Source organism: Labrys okinawensis (assembly GCF_002982075.1).
Lineage (GTDB): Bacteria > Pseudomonadota > Alphaproteobacteria > Rhizobiales > Labraceae > Labrys > Labrys okinawensis_A.
The window spans coordinates 236,220-257,329 of the sequence record NZ_PUEJ01000004.1; the positions used below are offsets into that span (position 1 = coordinate 236,220).

Consider the following 21,110-nt stretch of genomic DNA (forward strand, 5'->3'; position numbering starts at 1 on the left):
AATTCGGGCTGCCTCGTTCATAGGCATAGCAGCCTGTTACCCACAGTGAAAGATTATTCCTGCGCGTGCAACATCTTTTGCGACTTTAATGCGAGGAAAAAACTTTCACCAGCAAGGCCGCTACTGGCGCCGATGGCGGACGGAAGCGTTCCCGCTCGCCCCAGCCCGGGAATTTCCAGGGTCAAAAGAGGGCATCCAACGGATGCGGCCTGGCAAGGGCGAAACCCTGGGCCCGGTCGACCCCAAGGGCACGCAGCAGAGCCAAGGTCTCCTCATTCTCCACCTGCTCGGCCACTGTGAAGGCTCCCAGCCGGTGACCGACCGTGTTGATCGATTCGACGATGGCGCGGTCGACTTCGCTCTGGGCCATCTGCCGGACGAAGTCGCCGTCGATCTTCAGGCCATCGACCGAGAACTGCCTGAGATAGGTGAACGAGGACAGTCCCTTGCCGAAATCGTCGAGCATCACGCCGCAGCCGGCGGCACGCGCCTTGGAAAGGAATTGCTGGGCCGCGGCGAGATTGTTGATCACGGCGGTCTCGGTAATCTCGAAATGGATACGCCGGGGCGACAAGCCGGACTGGGTGAACTCCTCCTGTAGCAGCGGCCAGAGGAAGGGATCGTTCAGCGAATTGGCCGAGAGATTGATGGAGAGGGAGATGTCGTGGGCGCCGAGCAGGCGGGCGCCATAGCGGCGGAACGTGGCATGGATAACCCAGCGATCGATACTGCCCATCAAGTCGTAATGTTCGGAGGCCGGGATGAAGGCGGCCGGCTCGACGATATTGCCGGCGTCGTCGAGCATGCGCAGCAGGATCTCGAAATGCCGCTGCCCGCCCTCCTGCCCGGAAAGATCGAAGACCTGCTGGGCATAGAGGCGGAAACGATCGGTTTCGACCGCGTGGCGGATGCCCGCCGCCACCCGCATCTCTTTGTGGTTGCGATGAGCCGCGCTCTGGCCGTCGCCATAGACGGCAAGCTGATTGCGACCGGAGGTCTTGGCCGTATAGCAGGCGATGTCGGCCTGGCTCATCAACTCGTCTTGCCGCGGCGCCTCGGCATCGATCTTGGTCAGCCCCATGCTGGCCCCAATCTGGTAGGATCGCCCATCCCAGCCGAATCGCAATTGAGCCAAATCGCGCAGAAACCGTTGTGCAACCGCCTCTCCGTCGACGATCGAACAGTCGCGCAACAGGAGCGCGAATTCGTCGCCCCCCAGGCGCGCGGGCACATCCTCCGGACGGCAGATGCGGCGCATCAGATTGGCAACCTCCCGCAGCAGCGCATCGCCGGCGGCGTGCCCGGCACTGTCGTTGACGATCTTGAAGCGGTCGAGGTCGATGAAGCACAGCACGTGCCGATGGCCGTCCTTGCGCACCTGCTCGAGCGAAAGGCGGATCTCGCGCTCGAAGGCAGAACGATTAGGCAATCCGGTCAGGCTGTCGTGATTGGCCGAATATTCGAGGGCCTGCTGCAGGATGCGGGCTCTGGTCACGTCCTGAAACACCAGGACGGCCCCGATGATCTTCCCCGATGCCGTGCGCACAGGGGCTGCTGAGTCGCGCACGCTGCGCCGTTCGCCGTCGCGCCGCAACAACACCGCACCGTCGCTGAGATAATAGGGGCGCATTCGCGCCAGGCAGGTTTCCACCGGATCGGCCAGCGTCTCGCCGGTGGTTTCGTCGACGATGCGAAATACCTCGGGCAGGCGCTTGCCGGCGGCATCCCGGCCCGGCCATCCCGTCATCTCCTCTGCAACGGGGTTCATGAAGGTGATTCGCGCCTGGGCATCGGTCGAGATCACGGCATCGCCGATCGAATGCAGGGTGATGCGCAGTCGCTCCTTTTCCTCGAACAGCGCCTCCACCAGTTCCTTGTGCTCGGTGACGTCCCAATCCATGCCGACCGTGCGGATCGGAGCGCCCGTCTCGTCGCGGATCACCCGGGCAAGCGAATGAATATGGCGGATTTTGCCGGAACGCCGGTCACGCAAGCGGAATTCCATGTCGAACAGCGTGTCCTCGCGCAACGCCCGGTCATATTCGCGGGTTATCGCAGCCACGTCGTCCGGATGAATGCGATCGAGCCAGGCCTGCCTGCTGCCGTCGTAGCGGTCCCGCGGCATGTCGTAGAGCCGGTACAGGCGATCGTCCCAAGTGTAGCGCTGGGAGGCGAAATCATATTCGAAGACACCGACGCCGGCCGCCTCGATCGCCAGTTGCAGGCGCTGATTGAGGGCCAGGATGGCGCTTTCGGCCTCCTTGCGGGCCGTGATGTCGGTATGGGTGCCGATGACACGCAAGGCGCGCCCATCGGCCGCCCGCTCGATCACCTTGCCGCGATCATAGATCCAACGCCAAGTGCCGTCCTTGGCACGCAGGCGGTTCTCGAAGGCAAAATCCGCGGTCTCGCCACGCAGATGTGCCTCGATGATCGCCCGGCACCGCGGCAAATCCTCCGGATGCACCCGGTCCGACCATTCGCTGGCGCTGTTGCCGACATCGTCGTCGTCATAGCCCAGCATCGCCTTCCACTGATGCGAGTAGAACACTTCCCCGGTCGCGAGATTCTGGTCCCACACCCCGTCACCCGAACCGTAAAGCGCGAATTGCCACCGCATTTCGCTATGCCGAAGAGCCGCCTCGGCCGCCTTGGCATCGGTGATATCGCGGGAGATGCCGATCAGTCCGGTGATCTCGCCACGCTCGTCGCGCCGCGGCGCCTTGGTCGAGGAATAAGTGCGCAACACCCCGTCGAGCATCGCCGTTTCCTCCATGGTGGAGGGTTCCCCGCTCTGCATCACATGACGGTCGTTCTCGATCAGGCGGCGCGCCATCTCGGCCGGAAAGATCTCGGTGTCGGACCGACCCAGGATCTGGTCGCTCGACAGGCCCATCAGCCTCTCGACCGACGGGTTGACCAGGGCGTAGCGCCCGTCACGATCCTTGACGTAGATCAGATCGGGCGTGCCGTTCATCACGGCCTGCAGCAGGACCAGCGTATCGTGCAGCTTCTGATTGCGCTCGACGTCGTCCGTGACGTCCCAGCAGACACCGATACCATGCGTCACGCCGCCGTCTTCTCCACGGATCAGCCGGACCGTGGATCGGATGTAACGTGCTCCACCCGTCTTAGGGGCCTGGATGCGATAGTCGAGTTGATAATGCGAGCCCGACTGCAGCGCATTGCGGCGAATGCGGTCGACCCTGGCGGCGTCTTCGGCCGAGAGCAGGCCCAAGAACGCTTCCATCGTATTCTCAAACGTCTCTGGCGTGACGCCGTGAAGCTCGCAGGTTCGTGCGTCCCAATATCGGAGCCCCGAAGGATAATCGACGTGGAAGATGCCGATGCCGCCGGCCTGGACGGCGACTTCCAGCCGCTCCGACACGGCGGAAAGGCGCTGCTCCATCTCCTTTTGCCGCGTGATGTCGGTGATGGTCCCGATCATCCGCTTGACCGTGCCATCGGGCGCGTATTCGACCGCCCTTCCCCGGCTGATCACCCAGATCCAGTGACCGTCACTGTGCCTCAGCCGATAGGTCGCGTCGAAGTCCCGCTCGCCATCGAGCCCGACGCGCCCCGCCGCCTCCGCCATGCGGACACGATCATCCGGATGCATCTTGCTCAGCCAGTTGCCGATCGAATGCACGCGCTCGTCATCCGGCAAGTCGAGCATGGTACGCCAGCGCGGCGACACCCACACCATGCCATTGGGCACGTCGAAGTCCCACACGACCTGCTTGGAGCCTTCCAGGGCCTGGCGCCAGCGCCACTCCGTTTCGGCCAGACTGGTTTCGTCCCCCATTTCGGCGTTTACGGCCACGATCTGCGCAATGGCGGCAAAGGGCGAGGCTGCGTCCGCAGCGTCAAGCCGGGAGAGAGTGGTCAAGCCGGTGAAGACGGTGCCGTCATGGCGGCGATAGCGGCGCGCCACACCATCTTCGTTCCCACCATCCCAACTGAGACCGGCCCTATCCTCGGGATCAGCGAGATCGGCAAGAGTCATGCCGACATAATCGGCCGCTTGATAACCGGTGAGTCGACAAAAGGCCGGATTGGCATAGCAACACCGACCATCATGGCCGATCAGCGCCATGGCGATGCCGGCTTGCTCGACGATATGGCGAAGCAGTGCCACATCGCCCGGCAGAACCACCGCATCGAGGCGATCGGAGCCCGGCCCGGCGTCTATCTTCATCTGGCGGATCTCACCTGCGCGAGCGAAACCATAAGCACTCAACTGGTGATAATGGTACGGAGAAGCTGCGCCATTGCCAAATGCCGTCGCGAGAATTCATGCCTCTTTCGACAGTGATTTGCGCTCGCCCCGGCAGTGCCGCCGCGAACATGCCGGAGCAACCGGCTACCGGCCGTCCTTCTCCTGGCAGTCGAGCGAGGCTGAACGTCATCAGGGCAGGCGCTCTCCTCGCGAGGCCACCAGCACGGCATACCACTCCTCTCTGCTCCAGCGCGGCAGATAAGCCTGCGGGATCTCCCGGATACGGTCGAGATTCTGCGTGCCGACGATCGGGATGGTCCGCGCCGGATGGGCCATCAGCCAGCTCAGGGCGACGGCGGTATGGGAGACGCCGGCCTGCGCCGCCTTCGCATCGAACAGGGCTACGACGGCCCGGGCCCGCTCGTCCTGGGGCTGCGCCAGCCTCCCGCCGGCCAGGGGCGACCAGGCGAGCACCGCCATGTCGTTCATCATCGCCTGGTCCAGAATTCCGTCATGGAGCGGATCAAGCTTGAGGGCAGAGAATTCGGGCTGATGACTGACGATGGGCAGACTGAGGCAGGCCGCCAGGCCCTGCGTCTGGGCAGCCGTATAGTTCGACACGCCGATGGCGGCGATCTTGCCGGCCCGGTGTGCATCCTCCAGGGCCCTGGCGATCTCGCTGGGGTGGGTGAGGATATCGGGCCGGTGGATCTGCCAAAGATCGATGCGATCGACCTGCATCCGCTTCAGCGACGCGTCTATGGCCGAGGCGAGGTAGGCAGCCGAGGAATTATAGGGCGTACCAAAGACGATACCGCCCTTGGTCGCCAGCACCATGCGCTGGCGCAGGCCGGGACTGGCTTCGAGCACGCGGCCGAGCTGGCTCTCGGCAACACCGAAGCCGCCAAGATCGGACGGCCCGTAGATGTCGGCAGTATCGAACAGCGTGACGCCAACCTCGAGTGCCGTCTCCACCAACTTCTGGGCCGAGGCGAGATCCTCTCCCCCGAAGCGCCACATGCCCCAGGCGACCGAACTCACCGATATGCCGCTGCGGCCGAGGGGGCGGATCGGTTCGGGTGTAGGCAGGTCGCTCATCTCGGTATCTCACAGTGACGATACGTCACTTCTATCAAGTGGAAGCAGCGATGGACATCCCCTCTTCCCAATAAGGCGGATCGCCAAAGCTGCGTTTCAAATGTTCGGCCAGCGCCCGGAGCTTGGCCGAAGGGCGGCGCCCTTCCGGATGAGCGAGGAAGACGAATTCCGGTTCGGACCGAATGCCGATATCGATGAGCTTCAGCCTGCCGGCGCGGATCTCCGGCCCGGCGATGAAGGTCGGCAGCAGGCCGATGCCAAGACCTGCAATCGCAGCGTCGCGGATCATGTCGCCATTGTTGACGCGCAGGGCCACCTTCGCCCGCACGATCTCCACACCATCGGGCCCGAGGAAACGCCAATCGGCCGCGCCCCGGTTCGAATAGAACAGCCCTTTATGGCGATCGAGCTCGCCGATGGAACGGGGCGTCCCCTCACGGTCCAGATAATCCGCCGATGCCACCAGGAAGCGCCGGCTCGGAGCGAGACGCCATACCATCAGCCGCGTGTCCGCGATGACACCATGCCGGATAACACCATCATAGGCCCCGGAGGCGATATCGACCCGGCGATCATCGAGGTCGAGAATCAGTTCGACCTGAGGATGAGCCGCCAGAAACGGAAACAGGGCCGGGCCGAGATGCAGGCGCCCGAAGGTGATCGGGGCGGCAATCCGCATCGGCCCCGCCAGGGTGCCGCGCCGCTCGGCCAGATCCGCCGCCGCCTCTTCCACCTCGCGCACGATCCGCTTGGCACGCTCCAGAAAAGCGGCGCCGTCCTCGGTCACCGACAATCGCCGTGTGGTACGATGTAGCAATATCGTACCGACGCTGCGTTCCAGTTCCCCCAGGCGTTCACTGACCACCGATTTCGACAGGCGCAGGCTGCGGGCCGCCTCGCTGATCGATCCTGCTTCTGCCACGGCGACGAAACTCGCGATCCCGTCCAATTTCATCGTTCGGAAATCCCGGAAGATAGATCCAACATCGGAAGGATACTCCGGACAGGATGCTTGCGCCATATTCGCTTCACCAAAGCATCCCTCACGAACAAGGAACCGCAATCATGAACAGACTCTCGGGCAAGCGCGCACTCATTACCGGCGGCACCACGGGCATAGGCCTGGAAACCGCCCGCCAATTCCTGGCGGAAGGCGCCCTGATAGCCGTGACGGGCACCAATCCCCAGACGCTGGAGGCCGCCCGCAAGGAACTGGGTGAAAGTGCCCTGGTCATCCAGTCGGACGCCGCCGATGTCGCCGGGCAGAAACGCCTCGCCAAAGCGATCGCGGAGGCCTTCGGGGGGCTCGACATCCTCTTCGTCAATGCCGGCATTGCCCAGCTCAAGCCGCTGGCCGACTGGAACGAGCCCGATTTCGACAAGATCTACGACATCAATGTAAAGGGCCCCTATTTCCTGATCCAGGCGCTGCTGCCGATCCTGGCCAATCCGGCCTCGATCGTGCTGAACACCTCGGTCAACGCCCATATCGGCATGCCGAATTCCAGCGTCTACGCCGCCTCGAAGGCCGCGCTGCAGTCGCTGATCCGTACCCTGTCGGGCGAGTTGATCGGACGGGGCATTCGCCTGAACGCCGTCAGCCCCGGCCCGATCGCCACGCCACTCTATGGCAAGCTCGGCTTTTCGGAGCATGACCTGAAAAATGTCGCGGACAGCATCAAGGGGCTGGTGCCCGCCGGCCGCTTCGGCGAGGTGAGCGAAATCGCCAAGGCAGTCGTGTTCCTCGCCTCCGACGAAGCGGCCTACACGGTCGGCAGCGAACTCATGATCGATGGCGGCATGGGCACGCTCTGATCCCTTGCGACTCCGAGCTTATTCTGCCCCACTGAGGCTTGCCGCCTCTTCTTCCGACAGGGCCTGGGGCTGGACGCCCTCGGCTTCGATGGAGACCGGCCGCCCGGAACGCGCCGCTTCCAGGATGCCCTCCATGATCTCGAGCACATGCAGGGCGAGCTCGCCGGAAGCCCGCGGCCGGCGGCCTTCCTCGAGGCTGCGGGCGAGATCCGCCACGCCGAGCATGCGGTAATTCGCACGATCGGGCGCGGCGTAGGGCCAGTTCAGACCGCCATAAGTCATGGCGGCCGTCTCGATGGACTGCCAGGGGTCGCCCTTGCGGCTGAGGCGGAGGAGGCCGCCGAACGTATCTGGATCGGGCAGGCTGAGCGAACCTTCGCTGCCATGCAGTTCGATCGGCTGGTTGGAGTGGCGGAAGACATCCCAGCTCATGCCGACATTGACGATGACGCCGCCGGCGAACTCGACCAGGGCCATCAGGGTGGTGGGTGTGCCGACGGCAAAGCTTGTGCCCTGGTTCGGGCCGGGGGCGGTGATCAGCCGCTCCGCCTGCCCGGTCGTAGCCATCGCCGCAACCTGGCGCGCCGGTCCCAGCAGGTTGACCAGCATGGTCAGGTAATAGGGCCCCATGTCGAGAACGGGACCGCCGCCGGGCTGGTAATAGAATTGCGGATTGGGATGCCAATGCTCCATGCCGCGGGTCATCATGAAGGCAGTCCCGGTGGTCGGGCGGCCGATCGCCCCTTCTGCCATCAGGCGGCGAGCCGTTCGTCCCGCGGCGCCGAGGAAGGTATCGGGTGCGGAACCGATCGCCAGCTTGCGCCGGCGGGCCTCTTCGACCAACTTCCGGCCCTCCGCCGCCGTGACGGCGAGAGGCTTTTCGGTAAAGACGTGCTTGCCGGCGGCAAGAGCCGCCATCGATACCTCAAAATGAACAGCCGGAATGGTCAGGTTGAGGACGAGGTCGACCTCGTCGTCGCCAAGCAATTCTTCCACGCTGAGGGCACGAATGCCGTATTCCCCAGCCCTGAGCTTGGCGGATTCCGCTGAGATATCGGCACAGGCCTTCAATTCGACGCCTGGAAACAGCGCGGCATTGCGCAGATAGGTCATCGAGATATTGCCGCATCCGATCACGCCGACGCCGAGTTTACCCATGCGCTTCCTCCGCCTTTCCGGTCAATCTGATTGCTCATTTTTGCATTAATTTAGAAAGTAAACACGAGACTCTTCGAGTTTGAATGAAATTTTTTGAACGAAGATGACAATTTATCCTTGACAGTGGGCAACCTCGGGCCAAGCATGGCCTAAAAATCAGGGTGGCCATTCACCCCTGGAGCAAAGCGCAAACGCCCTTTTGCCCAGACGCATAGTTGCGACGCGTCTTTGCGATTCTTGGTGAGGCCACCAAGTCGCAGAACGCTCAGAGGGAGGACTTGTGATGTCGGACGTTCTGTCACGCTCGACCCCGGCTGTCGGGGCTTCGCAATCCGGATCGACAGCGCCGAGCCGGCGCACCTTCCTGCAGGGAGCGGGCCTGGCCGCAGGCGCACTGGCGCTCGGCCTGCCCAAGCGTGCCCGCGCCGCCGAGCGCACGGAGATCACCTTCGCCAGCGCCAAGTTCTTCGGCAAGCAGACCATGGCGCAGGTGGTGGACGCCTATAACCAGTCGCAGGGCAAGATCCACGTCACCTATGTCGAGCTGCCGCCGCCCAGTTCCTCCACCGAGGTGCACACGGCCCTCGTGCAACAGCTCGCCCGCCGCACCGGCACGCCCGACGTCTTCACCCAGGACGTCGTCTGGATCGCCGAATTCGCCGGCGCCGGCTGGGCCCTGCCGCTCGACGAATATTTCAACGCCTCGGTCCAGAGCCAGTTCTTCCCCGGCCTGGTGGCGGCCTGCACCTACAACAACAAGCTTACCGCTTTGCCCTGGTATGTCGATTCAGGCATGCTGTTTTATCGCAAGGACCTCCTCGAGGGCATCGGCGCCAAGCCGCCGCAGACCTGGGACGAACTCACCGCTGCCGCCCAGGAGATCCAGAAGTCCGGCAAAGCCGATTTCGGTTACCTCTGGCAGGGCAAGCAGGCCGAAGTGCTGGTCTGCGATCTCGTGGAAGCCATCGCCTCCAATGGGGGCTCGATCCTTACGCCCGACGGCAAATCGTCGGCGCTCAGCGACGACAAGGCGGTGGCGGCGGTTCAATTCCTCTACGACACCATCAACAAGACGAAGATCAGCCCCTCCGATGTGCTGAGCTGGGACGAAGAACCCTCGCGGCAACCCTTCACGGCCGGCCGTGCGCCCTTCCTGCGCAACTGGTCCTATGTCTATGCCATCGCGCAGGACAAGGCGGCGTCTTCGGTGGTCGACAAGGTCGGCGTGGTGCCCCTGCCCCATTTCGCCGGCGGCAAGAGCGCGGCCTGCCTGGGCGGCTACCAGTACGGCGTCAACGCCAACACCAAGAACCGGGAGGCGGCCATCGAATTCCTGACCTGGATGTCCTCGCCGGCCACCCAGCTCCAGTTCGCCCTGCAGCTCGGCATTGCGCCGACCCGTCCCGAAGTGTTCGAGGATGCCCAGCTCGGCAAGGAGCAGCCCTTCATGAAGCAGCTCAAATCGGTATTCACCGGCGCGACGCCGCGTCCGGTCACTCCGAAATATGCGCAGGTCACCCTCGCCATCCAGTCCGGCGTCTCGAAGGCGCTGGTCAGCGGCAACATCAAGGCCGAGCTCGAGGCTGCCAGCGCCAAGATCAATGCGATCGTCGCGGGATGACGCGATGAGCGTGCAAGTCTCCGCGGCCAACCCTCCCCTCGGGGCTGGCCTGCGGTCCCTGGATCTGGCGCCTTGGCTCTTGATCCTGCCGCTGCTGATCTCGCTCGGCTCGGTCTCGGTCTATCCCATCGTCAACGGCGTGTGGCTGTCGCTGACCAACACCTCCCTGGTCACCCAGGAAGATGCCTTCGTCGGCCTGGCCAATTATCGCACGCTGCTCGGCGATGACGCCTTCTGGAACGCCTGGGGCCACACGGTGCTGTTCACGGCGGTGTCGACGGCGCTCGAGACCGTGCTCGGGCTCGGCATGGCGCTATTGCTCTACGAGCCCTTCGCCGGCCGCTCACTGGTACGCGCCGCCATGCTGGTGCCCTGGGCCATGCCCACCGTGGTTACCTCCAAGATGTTCGGCTGGCTGTTCGACGGGCAGCACGGGCTGATCAACTACCTCCTGAAATCCGTCGGGCTGATCGACGGCAACATCAACTGGTATGGGTCGGTCGACCATGCCCTGGACACCATCATCATCGCCGATGTCTGGAAGACCACGCCCTTCATGGCCCTGCTGCTGCTGGCCGGGCTGCAGACGGTGCCGCGCTCGCTGACAGAGGCGGCCAAGATGGACGGCGCCTCGGCCTGGCGTATCTTCTGGCATGTGCGCCTGCCTTTGCTGCTGCCGACCCTGCTGATTGCCGGCATGTTCCGGGCCCTCGATGCCTTCCGCATCTTCGACCTCGTCTATGTGCTCACCGGCGGCGGCCCGGCCGACTCCACGGAAACCTTGTCCACCCTGAGCTACAAGGTGCTCTTCTCCACCCTGCAGTTCGGCTATGGCTCGGCGCTCTCCACCGCGATGTTCATCACCGAAACGCTGATCGCCATCGGCTTCGGCATCTTCATCGTGGCGCAGCTGAGGAGGCAGGGATGACAGCCCGCGAGATCCTGCGCCTCATCATGGTCTATACCGGCGCGGCCCTGCTGCTCGTCTGGTCGGCCGGACCGTTCCTGTGGCAGTTCTCCACCTCGCTGCAGCTCGACAAGGCGTTGACCGATCCGGTGCCGAGCTTCTGGCCCTCGCCCGTGACGCTCGAACACTACGCCAATGTCTTCTTCGTCAAGAAGTTCCAGCTCTATGTGCTGAACTCCGTCATCGTTGCCGGTCTCACTGCGTTGTTCTGCCTGGCCATCGGGGCGCTGGCCGCCTTCTCTCTGTCGCGGCTGGAGATCAAGGGGCGCTTCGGCATACTCGGCGTGGTGCTGTCGGTCTCGATGTTTCCGCAGATCGCCATCGTCGGCCCGCTCTATCTGACCGCTTCCAATTACGGCTTCCTCGACACCTATAGCGGCCTCGTCATCGTCTATCTGGCGCTCGGCCTGCCGCTGGTGACCTGGGTGCTGTTCGGCTATTTCGACACGCTGCCGCGCGAGATCGACGAGGCCGCGCGCATGGACGGCGTCGGTGTCATCGGCCTGTTCCTGCGCATCATCCTGCCGATGTCCCTGCCCGGTCTCGTCACCACCGGCCTGCTCGCCTTCATTGCGGCCTGGAACGAATTCATGTTCGCCCTCGCCTTCACCTCGACCATCGAGCACCAGACGATCCCGGTCGGCATCGCCAACTTCACCAATCTCTATTACGTGCCCTGGGGCGACGTGGCCGCCGCTTCCGTGGTGGTGACCGTGCCGCTGATCGCCCTGGTGCTGTTCTTCCAGCGCCACATCATCGAAGGCCTGACACAAGGCGCCGTCAAGGAATGACATCATGAACGAGACTGCCAAGCTGAAAGCCGGCTGCCAGACCTTCACCTGGGAAATGCTGGGCAAGGCCTGGACGGGCAACGCCGACGACCTGCTCGCCGCCATCGCGGCGGCAGGCTATGCCGGCATCGAGATCACCGACACCATGATCCCGCCCTATGCCGACCGCCCGCAGGACTTTGCAAGGGCCTTGGAGACCCATGGCCTGACACTGGTGGCCTTCGCCTGCGGCAGCAGTTCCGGCTTCACCGAAGCGGACGCCCTCGAGGCCGACCTTGCCATGGTCGACCGCGCCCTGCGCTTCACCGCGCATTTCCCCGGCGCCATCCTGTCGCTGGGCAGCGCCACCATCATGAGCCCCGGTCCCCTCGACGACAAATTCGCCGTGGCCGGGCGCTTCTACAATGGCGCCGGCGAACTCGGCCGCGTCGTCGGCGTCGATGTCGCGGTGCATCCGAGCTCGCATCACGACACGCTCTTGAGCTCACGGGCCGACTATGACCGCATCATGGCCCTTCTCGATCCGGCCCTGGTCGGCTGGGTTCCCGACACCGGCCATATCCTGCGCGGCGGCCAGGATATCCTCGATACGCTGCGCACCTATCAGGACCGCATCCGCTATCTGCATCTGAAGGATGTCGACGCCGGGGGCCATTGGCGCATGCTGGGCCAGGGCATCTGCAACCTCAAAGGCGTGATCGACATCGTGGCCGCCGGGCCGAACTTCAACGGCTGGCTGGTGCTGGAGGAGGAATCCGATATCGCCGCAGCCGACCCCGCCGCCGCCGTCAGGGCCAATCGCGAAACGCTGCGCCGCGCCGGCATCTGAGCTGCACGCCGGCAGCACGAAACCCGCAAAGGAGAACGCCACGATGGCCACCGTCAATCTCAAGGGATTGCGCAAGTCCTATGGCGCCGTCGAGGTCATCAAGGGCGTCGACCTCGAGGTCGAGGACCGCGAATTCGTGGTCTTCGTCGGCCCCTCCGGCTGCGGCAAGTCGACCTTGCTGCGCATGATCGCGGGACTGGAGAAGATCAGCGGCGGCGACCTCCTTATCGACGGGCGCCTTTCCAACGACGTGGCGCCGGCCAAGCGGGGCCTCGCCATGGTTTTTCAGAGCTATGCGCTCTATCCCCACATGACCATTGCCGACAATATGGGCTTCGCCCTGAGGATCGAGGGTGTGCCGAAGGCCGAGCGCGCCGCCAAGGTACAGGCAGCCGCCGAGATCCTCCAGCTCGGCCCGCTGCTGCAGCGCCGGCCCAAGGAGCTTTCCGGCGGTCAGCGCCAGCGCGTCGCCATCGGCCGCGCCATCGTGCGCAATCCCAAGGTCTTCCTGTTCGACGAACCGCTTTCCAATCTCGACGCCGCCTTGCGCGTACAGATGCGCATCGAGTTGATGCGCCTGCACGAACAGCTTCAGGCGACAATGATCTACGTCACCCACGACCAGGTCGAAGCCATGACCATGGCGGACAAGATCGTGGTGCTCAATGGTGGTCGGATCGAGCAGATCGGTGCGCCGCTCGAGCTTTATAATCACCCCCGCAACCTGTTCGTGGCCGGCTTCATCGGCTCGCCGCGCATGAATACGCTGCCGGCCCGCATCGTCGAAATCGACCCGAGGGGCCTGAGCCTCTCCTTGCCGGGGGACAGGCGCATCGCCCTGCGCTTCGCGGCCACTGGCCTGAAAATCGGTTCCGAGGTCACCTTCGGCATCCGGCCCGAACACATCACGCTGCTGAATGGAGCCGACAGCGCCGGCGAAGCCATTGCCGGGACGACCAGCATCGTCGAGCATCTGGGCGGGCTGACCGTATTTCATACGGCCATCGCTGACGGGCAGACATTGGTGGTGCAGACCGACGGCAAGAACCCCGTGCGAGCCCACAGCGAAGTCCGATTGCGGATCGATCGCGATTCAGCCCATGTGTTCGGGCCGGACGGCACGGCCTTGCCGCGCCTGGCCGCAAATGTCGCCTGAACGGCTGGGGCTGCAAGGCGAAAAAACACAAAAAGACGCTACGGACGGCGCAAAACGTCCGCAGCCTCTGCATAGTCCTACCCTATCGCTCAGCCATGAAGCGCGTGGCTGCCACGCAATTCGGTAAGCGGGGTCGCGGTGACGGCGGGGCGCGGGTGCTGCTCCATATGGAAGGCGATGCGGCCAGCGCCGATCAATTCATAATAGCGCAGTATCGCATCAGCGGCCCGAGGCGCATGTCCCTCAAGATTCGCGCGGTGTTGCCCGTCCTTGGGCACCACCTTGAAATCGCCATTGGCCGCCATCAATCGGCGGGCACAAAGGCTTTCGATCATCGGACGGGTCTCCTCCGTCCACACATACCAGCCATAGTCATCGGCCTGCGTGCGCAGGAATTCCAGCTCCTCGGCCGAGAAGACGGCGGCACGGCTTTCTTTCATGGCTCCACCCTATCGTTTCTGGCTCCCGCTCGATTGAACGCGGCGAGGCACATATGGTTCCGTCAAGGCAGTGGAAAAAACTATAGCGCGCATCCGCGTCACAACCTAGGTATAGAAATCGATTCATCTTTTAAATTTTATTCATTTACCTGGATTTCATCGCGTAAAAATTGAGCAAACCAGTCATAATTCGGGCAGAGTTGCATAAATCCGTCATCTGGGCATTTTCCGGCCCAGCAGCCGAGCTTGAAGTTCGGCCGTCTTGAGTCGTTGCTTCCAACGGACAAATCCGCACATCGCCGCCGGGCCCAGACCCAAAAAGGCCGGCAATGACCGGACATGGCCGTTCCCGGACGCAGGCCTCGGCCAGCATGATGCCGGGAGTGTCATCGCAACAGGAAACGCTCCCATGCGCCGTCTTTCGATCGCCTTCCTCACGACTGCCCTGCTGGCGGGTTCGGCCACGGCCGAGACCTTCAAGGACTGGCAGGTGAATTGCGACGCGAGCCGCCAATGCCGGGCCATCGGCTTGGCCGCAGGCGACCCGGATGCGAGGGGCTATCTCGGCATCCACCGCAGTTTCGAGACGTCGGCGCCGGTGGAACTCCGCTTTGCGGTGGCCGATCCGACCGGCGGCCTGGCCGGCCGGCCTCATGTCCTTCTGGCGGATGGCAAATCCATCGCCTCCCTTGCCCGCCCGATCACATTCTCGGAACCCGAGGAAGATGGCGGGCTGGTCGAGGCCACCCTCGCGGTCGACGAAACGTCGAACCTGCTCCAAGCCCTGCGGCAGCACCACTCCCTGCAATTGCAGGCAGCGGATGGCAGCCTGGCGGTGAATGTCTCGTTGGCCGGCGCCACTGCCGCCTGGCTCTACATGGAGGAGCGGCTGGGAAGGAATGCTCTGCCCGCCGGGCCTGCGACATGAACGGTGGATCGCGGGAGGGGAAACCTTGCGCCCGCCTCTACGCACGTATACTCCTGCGGCCCCGAATTCATCGCAGGCGCCGGCATGGCCAGGAAGAAAGCCCCCTCTCCCTCCCGATCGAGCCCGGCGCCCCAGGCCAAGCGCCCTCGCAATGCCGTGGCGACGCGCGAAGCCATTCTGCAGTCGGCCTTGGTCGCCTTCTCGCGCGCGGGCTATGACGGCGTCGGCCTGCGCGAAATCGCGGGAGAAGCCGGCGTCACCGCCATCCTGGTCAACCGCTATTTCGGTTCGAAGGAGGAGATGTTCGCCGAGGCGGCCAAGATCGCCTGCGCCGATGCCAGCCTGTTCGAAGGCGATGCCGCTACTCTTGCGGACCGCGTGGCGCAGGCGATGGTGGCCAACCCTCCCGGCGAGAGCTCCGGTGTCGATCCGTTCCGGCTGATGCTGCATTCGGCTTCCAACCCCAGGGCCGCCGAAATCCTGCGCGAGACCGTCACGGCGCAATTGGAACGCCCGCTGGCCGCCGGCTTGGCCGGCAAGGACCGGCCGGAACGCGCCGCCTTGTTCCTCGCCCTGATCGCAGGCGTCGCCCTGATGCGCGACGTGATCGCCAGTTCCGCCCTGGCCGAGGCCGATGCGTCGGCGCTGGCCAAGCGGCTGGCCCAGATGCTCAAGCCCCTGATCGACGACAAGCCGGCCAAGAAGACGGACAAGCCCCAGCAGCTCAGCCTGGGATTTTGAGACGGGCTCTCACACTGCAGTTGCGTTTATACAAATGAGCTCGAGATAACTGGCTCTAGCCTTCCTCTCGGTCCGCTCAATGCGTCCCGACAACCGAAAACGACGCATTCACGGGCAATGGCTCGAAGCTGAGAGCCACCGCGTGAAAACGGCTACAGCAACTTACGCAGGGCCCGGCGGGTCGCGGCATCGACCCGGCCGGTGATGGCACCATCATAGTCGCCATCCGCTTTCATCTGCCTCTGCACCTGACGGATGGTCTCGCGGTGCAGGCTCAAGGGCCTTGCCAGGATCGCAGGTATTTCGAAATACCGGTTGTGGCAGGAAACGGCCTTGAGCTGCAGTTCGCCGGCGCGCTTTGGGTCGGGCGGTCCGCCGAGTCCGGCGTCCAACAGCCGGGCGTAGCGGTCGGCGATGTCGCCATGGCACCACTTCAGCGTCTTTTCATAGATCGCACGCGCCTCGGCGGGGTCCTTGGGACCCCCGAGACCGAGTTCCACCATGCGCGCATACTCGTAGCTGGCATCGATTTGCCCCTTGTCGTCCGATTGCTTGAACAGCATCCGCGCCAAGGGCAGGTTGCGCGGACCGCCCTTGCCGTCGAGAAGCAGGAGGCCGAGGCGCCACAGTGCTGCTCTGTTGCCGGATCGGGCATAATGGATGCGCGCGGCGGCTCGGTCCCGCCGCCCGCCGGCCCCGACTTCGAGCATCTGCGCGAGCAGCCTGTCGGCGGTCTTGTCGCCTCCCGCCGAAGCCTGCGTGAGCAATTTGCGGGCCTGATAGGCCTTCTCGGATTTGGCACCTGCTGGAACATCATAGGCACCGTCCCTGTCGGCGCTGCTGATATCGTCGGCGGGATAGAGTTCAAGGGCCTGCGCACGCAGATCCGTGCCAGGCGCATCCCCGGCCTTTGCGGGCAGGGCCGGCGCAAACGCCAGGAATAAAACAGCGGCCAAGGTGGCCGCGCAATGCTTCCAATCCTGCCCTGATTCCGGCGACATCATCCTGGCTCCCTGCGGCATCGAGACTGCAATCTGAGCCATGGCTCCATCACGATCGGTGCGTTCGCGCACGGGTTGCCCGACTTCTCCTCCCGCAACCGCCGGAAGAGTATGAATTGTCCCATGCCCCTATGTCGGATACCTGTTGGTTCGTTCGTCCTTGGCACGAGAGGAAGCAGACAATGCGATATACGATCCTTTGCTACAATTACGAAGATGTCGTCGGCGCCTGGACCAAGGAAGAGGACGATGCCGTGATGGCGCGCCTGCAGAAGGTGCATGAAAAGGTCGCCGCGGCCGGCAAGCTCGGCCCGGTGGTGCGGCTGCTGCCGACAACCGCTGCCACCACCCTGCGCAAGACCGGCGGCGATCCCCTGGTGATCGACGGCCCCTTCGCCGAGACCAAAGAGCAATTGCTCGGCTTCTATGTGGTCGACTGCGAAAATCTCGAGGAAGCGCTCGATATCGCCCGTGATCTCGCCAAGGCCAATCCCAGCATCGGCTCCTATGAGATCCGCCCGCTTTCGATCTTCCAGCCCGGGGTACTCGGACAGAAGGCGCATGCAACATGACGGATGCGGCCTGGATCAACAGCGCGCTCGCCTCTGCCCGCCCACAGGCCATGGGAGCGCTGCTGCGTTATTTTCGCGACCTCGACACCGCCGAGGAAGCCTATCAGGAAGCCTGTTTGCGCGCCCTGAAGAGCTGGCCGAAAAACGGCCCGCCCCGCGATCCCGCCGCCTGGCTGATCTTCGCCGGCCGCAATTCCGGCATCGACGCCAAGCGCCGCGAGAAGAAGCAGGAGGCCCTGCCGGACGAGGACCAGATTTCCGATCTCGGCGATGCGGAAGCCGAACTCGCCGAACGCCTCGACAGCCAGCATTATCGCGACGACATCCTGCGCCTGCTCTTCATCTGCTGCCACCCCGACCTGCCCGGCACCCAGCAGATCGCCCTGGCTCTGCGCATCGTCTGCGGACTCAGCGTCAAGCAGATCGCCCGCGCCTTTCTGGTCGGCGAAGCGGCGATGGAACAGCGCATCACCAGGGCCAAGGCGCGCATCGCCAATGCCGACGTGCCCTTCGAAGCACCGGGCGCGGTGGAGCGTTCGGAGCGGCTCGGCGCCGTGGCCGCCATGGTCTATCTCATCTTCAACGAGGGCTATTCGGCCGGCGCCGAGGACGATGGCAGCCGGGCCCAGCTCTGCGACGAGGCCATCCGCCTCGCCCGCCTGCTGCTGCGCCTGTTCCAGACCGAACCGGAGATCATGGGGCTGGCCGCACTGATGCTGCTCCAGCATGCGCGCTCGCCGGCTCGCTTCGATGCCGAGGGGCAGCTGGTGCTGCTGGAGGACCAGGACCGGCGCTTGTGGAACAGCCAGATGATCGCCGAGGGCCTCGCCCTGATCGACAAGGCTGCCCGCCACGGCAGCCCCGGAAGCTATCAGTTGCAGGCTGCTCTCGCCGCCGTGCATGCCAGAGCAGCGACCCCCGAAGACACCAATTGGCGCCAGATCGATTTCCTCTATGCGCTGCTGGAGGAAATCCAGCCCTCGCCCGTGGTCACCCTCAACCGGGCGGTGGCCGTTTCCAAGACGCAGGGCCCCGAGGCCGCGCTGGCGATGATCGAACCCCTGGAAGCCCGCCTCTCCGGCTATTTTTACTTCCATGGCCTCAAAGGCGGGTTGCTGCTGAAGCTCGGCCGAGGCAAGGAGGCCCATCGAGCCTTCGACCAGGCTATCGCCCTCGCCAGCACGGCGGCCGAAGCCAATCATATCCGCCAGCATCTGGACAGGCTGATGAAGGACGCCACGGCGCAGGCATGACACCATGGGAGGCCATGCCTGCCCGTCATCCCCGTCAAGGCTCCCACATTCGCGGAATTAGCCTCAGATCAGCCCGCCATTGGCCCGCAAGGTCTGGCCGTTGATCCAGCCGCCGTCCGGGCCGGCCAGGAAGGCGACCGCCGCAGCGATATCCTCCGGGGTGCCGAGCCGCTCGAGCGGCGCCATGCGGGTATAGTGCTCGATCAGGTCCTCGGATTTGCCGGTGAGGAAGAGATCGGTTGCGGTCGGTCCGGGCGCGATGGCGTTGACGGTGATGGCACGCCCGCGCAATTCCTTCGCCAGCACGCTGGTCAAGGCCTCGATGCCGGCCTTGGTCGCGGCATAGATGCCATAGCTGGGTTGGCGCAGGCCGACGACGCTCGAGGAGAAGTTGATGATGCGTCCGCCCGGACGCAAGCGCCGTGCCGCCTCGCGCATGGTGTTGAAGCTGCCCTTGAGATTGACGGCCACCAACCGGTCGAAGCCCTCATCCTCGGTCTCGGCGAGGGGCGACAGGGCGATGATGCCGGCATTGTTGACCAGGACGTCCACCCCGCCGAAAGCCGCCTGCACCGCCTCGAACATATGGGCGACGGCTGCGGGATCGCTGACATCGGCCTGAACCGCCAGCGCCCGGCCTCCAGCGCTCTCGATCTCGCGCGCCAATGCCTCCGCCCGCTCGGTATTGCCGGCATAGTTGACGACGACCGAAAAGCCGTCATGGGCAAGGCGTCGGGCGATGGCGGCGCCGATACCGCGCGAGGCGCCAGTGACGAGGGCGACTTTGCTGCCATTCAAGGTCATTTTGTTCTCCGTGACGTGAAGTTGATCGCTGAAAGGCACTATCCCCCATCTGCCGTCTTGGATAATCGTGTAAGATTAGGCATGACTATTCAGAGATAACGAACAATGGATCGTTTCGACGCCATCCGGCTTTTCACCCGCATCGTCGAGCGCCGCAGTTTCACGCAGGCAGCCCAGGATCTCGGCCTGCCGCGCTCGACCGTGACCGAAGCGATCCGTCAGTTGGAGGCACGCCTTGGCGTCCGCCTGCTCCAGCGCACCACCCGCGTCGTCAGCCCGACGCTGGACGGCGAGGCCTATTATCATCGCTGCCTCGCCATTCTTGCCGATATCGAGGATGCAGAAGCGGCTTTCGGCGATGCCCAGCCCCGCGGATTGCTGCGTATCGACGTGCATGGCACGCTCGCCCGGCATTTCCTGCTGCCGGGGCTCGCCGATTTCCTGGGACGCTATCCGGGCCTGCAACTCCATATCGGCGAGGGTGACCGGCTGGTCGATCTCGTGCGCGAAGGCATCGATTGCGTAATCCGCGCCGGCGATCTCCAGGACAGCTCGATGGTGGCCCGCCGGGTCGCCATGCTTGCCGAGGCCACTTGTGCAAGCCCGGCCTATCTTGCCCGCCACGGCGTGCCGGCCACGCCGGACGACCTCGAAGGCCATCGCATGGTCGGCTTCGTTTCCTCGGCGACGGGAAGCGTCATGCCGCTCGAATTTCAGGTGGACGGCGCCATACGCCACGTCAGCCTGCCCACCGCGCTGACCGTCACCGGATCGGAAGCCCTGTTCGGAGGGGCGCTGGCGGGGTTGGGGCTCATCCAGGTGCCGCGCTACCATCTCCTGCCCTATTTCGCCGATGGCAGGCTGATCGAAGTGCTGCCGGCCCACCCGCCGACGCCGACGCCCGTCTCGCTGCTCTACCCACAGAACCGCCAGCTCTCGCCGCGGGTTCGCGTCTTCATCGACTGGGTGGCAAGAAGCTTCGCCGCATGGGCCGATGCCGGGATAATTTCCCGCTCGCCGGGGCCGGCGTGAGGTGATAGCGCCTGCCCTTCTCCATCAGGTCTTGCGGAACGTCAGATTGATGCGATTGCGCCCCAGGCGGGGATGCTGACCTTCCTTCAGCGGCAGGATGCCGTGATAGGCCAGTCGCGAGGGGCCACCCCATACCATCACGTCGCCATGCTGCAGCGGCACCTTGCTCGGTTTATCGCTGCGTGACAGGCCTCCGAATTGAAAAATGGCGGGCAGGCCGAGCGAGACCGAGACGATGGGCTTGCTGAAATCGCGCTCGTCCTTGTCCTGATGCAGCGACATCTTGGCGCCGGGCTCATAGCGATTGATCAGGCAGGCATCCGGCTCGAAGCCGGCAAAGCCGGCCTCCGCCGCAGCCTCATGCGCAAGGGCGGCGAAGGCCCCGGGCATCTCAGGCCAGGGCTGACCCGTCTCGGGATCTTCCGCCGTGTAGCGATAGCCGCGCCTGTCGGTCACCCAGCCGGCCCGTCCGCAATTGGTCATCGCGACCGACATGGTGAAGCCGCCGGGCGTGACCATATGGCGGAAAGGGGCTCCGGCCACCACGGTATCGAGAGCGGCAAGCAATGCTTCCTCGCCGGCGAGGGCACGGCCGCCAAGCAGCACGGCGCCCTCGGCGATATCGAGGCGGTTGGGTTGGTCGAAGCTGAAAAGATCCGTCATCCGCGTGTTCTGGCCCATAATC

At 64.3% G+C, this 21,110-nt stretch carries 19 protein-coding genes; 11 read left to right on the top strand and 8 right to left on the bottom strand.

From position 1 onward, the window contains the following. Positions 1–181: 181 nt before the first annotated feature. From C5L14_RS11425 to C5L14_RS11435, 3 genes are all read right to left on the bottom strand, one after another. Positions 182–4,198 (bottom strand): PAS domain-containing protein, encoded by a 4,017-nt coding sequence (locus C5L14_RS11425; protein WP_105862178.1) that lies wholly within the window; start codon positions 4,196–4,198, stop codon positions 182–184. A 210-nt stretch (positions 4,199–4,408) separates the two neighbouring features. Then, positions 4,409–5,317 (bottom strand): aldo/keto reductase, encoded by a 909-nt coding sequence (locus C5L14_RS11430; RefSeq protein WP_105862179.1) that lies wholly within the window; start codon positions 5,315–5,317, stop codon positions 4,409–4,411. A gap of 34 nt (positions 5,318–5,351) precedes the next feature. Next, a complete protein-coding gene (locus C5L14_RS11435) occupies positions 5,352–6,272 on the bottom strand; it encodes a LysR family transcriptional regulator (RefSeq protein ID WP_105862180.1) in 921 nt (306 codons plus the stop codon). Between the two features lie 110 nt (positions 6,273–6,382). Between C5L14_RS11435 and C5L14_RS11440 the strand changes: the two genes are divergently transcribed. Next, a complete protein-coding gene (locus C5L14_RS11440; protein ID WP_105862181.1) occupies positions 6,383–7,132 on the top strand; it encodes an SDR family oxidoreductase in 750 nt (249 codons plus the stop codon). A gap of 18 nt (positions 7,133–7,150) precedes the next feature. Here the strand turns inward: C5L14_RS11440 and C5L14_RS11445 are convergent, their stop codons facing one another. After that, positions 7,151–8,290, bottom strand: coding sequence for a Gfo/Idh/MocA family protein (locus C5L14_RS11445; protein WP_105862182.1), 1,140 nt, complete (start codon positions 8,288–8,290; stop codon positions 7,151–7,153). A 283-nt stretch (positions 8,291–8,573) separates the two neighbouring features. Here C5L14_RS11445 and C5L14_RS11450 point away from each other — a divergent pair, with 283 nt between their 5' ends. The 5 genes from C5L14_RS11450 to C5L14_RS11470 are packed head-to-tail and all read left to right on the top strand — an operon-like array spanning position 8,574 to position 13,654. Then, positions 8,574–9,911: an ABC transporter substrate-binding protein gene (locus C5L14_RS11450; protein ID WP_105862183.1), complete on the top strand. Its 1,338-nt coding sequence runs from the start codon at positions 8,574–8,576 to the stop codon at positions 9,909–9,911. A 4-nt stretch (positions 9,912–9,915) separates the two neighbouring features. Further along, entirely contained in the window at positions 9,916–10,839 is a 924-nt protein-coding gene (locus tag C5L14_RS11455) for a carbohydrate ABC transporter permease (RefSeq protein WP_105862184.1), read from the top strand. Then, complete coding sequence (locus tag C5L14_RS11460) at positions 10,836–11,669, top strand: carbohydrate ABC transporter permease (RefSeq protein WP_105862185.1); 834 nt, start codon at positions 10,836–10,838, stop codon at positions 11,667–11,669. Before C5L14_RS11455 ends, C5L14_RS11460 begins: the two co-directional genes overlap by 4 nt. A 4-nt stretch (positions 11,670–11,673) precedes the next feature. Further along, positions 11,674–12,498 (top strand): sugar phosphate isomerase/epimerase family protein, encoded by an 825-nt coding sequence (locus C5L14_RS11465; protein ID WP_105862186.1) that lies wholly within the window; start codon positions 11,674–11,676, stop codon positions 12,496–12,498. 43 nt (positions 12,499–12,541) lie between these two features. After that, on the top strand, positions 12,542–13,654 hold the full coding sequence (locus C5L14_RS11470; RefSeq protein ID WP_105862187.1) for an ABC transporter ATP-binding protein: 1,113 nt from the start codon (positions 12,542–12,544) through the stop codon (positions 13,652–13,654). An 89-nt stretch (positions 13,655–13,743) separates the two neighbouring features. Here the strand turns inward: C5L14_RS11470 and C5L14_RS11475 are convergent, their stop codons facing one another. After that, the gene (locus tag C5L14_RS11475) at positions 13,744–14,094 is read right to left on the bottom strand and encodes a hypothetical protein (RefSeq protein ID WP_105862188.1); all 351 of its coding nucleotides are present in this window, start codon (positions 14,092–14,094) and stop codon (positions 13,744–13,746) included. A 409-nt stretch (positions 14,095–14,503) separates the two neighbouring features. On the opposite strand from C5L14_RS11475, the gene C5L14_RS11480 reads away from it, so the two are divergent. Both C5L14_RS11480 and C5L14_RS11485 read left to right on the top strand, forming a co-directional pair. Then, positions 14,504–15,022: a DUF1176 domain-containing protein gene (locus C5L14_RS11480; RefSeq protein WP_105862189.1), complete on the top strand. Its 519-nt coding sequence runs from the start codon at positions 14,504–14,506 to the stop codon at positions 15,020–15,022. A gap of 84 nt (positions 15,023–15,106) precedes the next feature. Beyond that, positions 15,107–15,763 carry a TetR/AcrR family transcriptional regulator gene (locus C5L14_RS11485; RefSeq protein ID WP_105862190.1) on the top strand — a complete coding sequence of 219 codons (657 nt, stop codon included), beginning with the start codon at positions 15,107–15,109 and terminating at the stop codon, positions 15,761–15,763. 152 nt (positions 15,764–15,915) lie between these two features. Here the strand turns inward: C5L14_RS11485 and C5L14_RS11490 are convergent, their stop codons facing one another. Continuing rightward, on the bottom strand, positions 15,916–16,806 hold the full coding sequence (locus C5L14_RS11490; protein WP_146126886.1) for a tetratricopeptide repeat protein: 891 nt from the start codon (positions 16,804–16,806) through the stop codon (positions 15,916–15,918). A 140-nt stretch (positions 16,807–16,946) separates the two neighbouring features. Between C5L14_RS11490 and C5L14_RS11495 the strand changes: the two genes are divergently transcribed. Together C5L14_RS11495 and C5L14_RS11500 are read left to right on the top strand one after the other, a co-directional pair. After that, positions 16,947–17,336, top strand: a complete 390-nt coding sequence (locus tag C5L14_RS11495; RefSeq protein ID WP_068291451.1) for a YciI family protein — start codon at positions 16,947–16,949, stop codon at positions 17,334–17,336. Continuing rightward, positions 17,333–18,589 (top strand): RNA polymerase sigma factor, encoded by a 1,257-nt coding sequence (locus C5L14_RS11500; RefSeq protein WP_105862192.1) that lies wholly within the window; start codon positions 17,333–17,335, stop codon positions 18,587–18,589. Before C5L14_RS11495 ends, C5L14_RS11500 begins: the two co-directional genes overlap by 4 nt. A 63-nt stretch (positions 18,590–18,652) precedes the next feature. Here the strand turns inward: C5L14_RS11500 and C5L14_RS11505 are convergent, their stop codons facing one another. Continuing rightward, positions 18,653–19,393, bottom strand: coding sequence for an SDR family oxidoreductase (locus C5L14_RS11505; protein ID WP_105862193.1), 741 nt, complete (start codon positions 19,391–19,393; stop codon positions 18,653–18,655). A 105-nt stretch (positions 19,394–19,498) separates the two neighbouring features. Between C5L14_RS11505 and C5L14_RS11510 the strand changes: the two genes are divergently transcribed. After that, the gene (locus C5L14_RS11510; protein WP_105862194.1) at positions 19,499–20,425 is read left to right on the top strand and encodes a LysR family transcriptional regulator; all 927 of its coding nucleotides are present in this window, start codon (positions 19,499–19,501) and stop codon (positions 20,423–20,425) included. Between the two features lie 24 nt (positions 20,426–20,449). Here the strand turns inward: C5L14_RS11510 and alkB are convergent, their stop codons facing one another. Continuing rightward, positions 20,450–21,088, bottom strand: a complete 639-nt coding sequence (gene alkB, locus C5L14_RS11515; protein ID WP_105862575.1) for a DNA oxidative demethylase AlkB — start codon at positions 21,086–21,088, stop codon at positions 20,450–20,452. Positions 21,089–21,110: the final 22 nt, after the last annotated feature.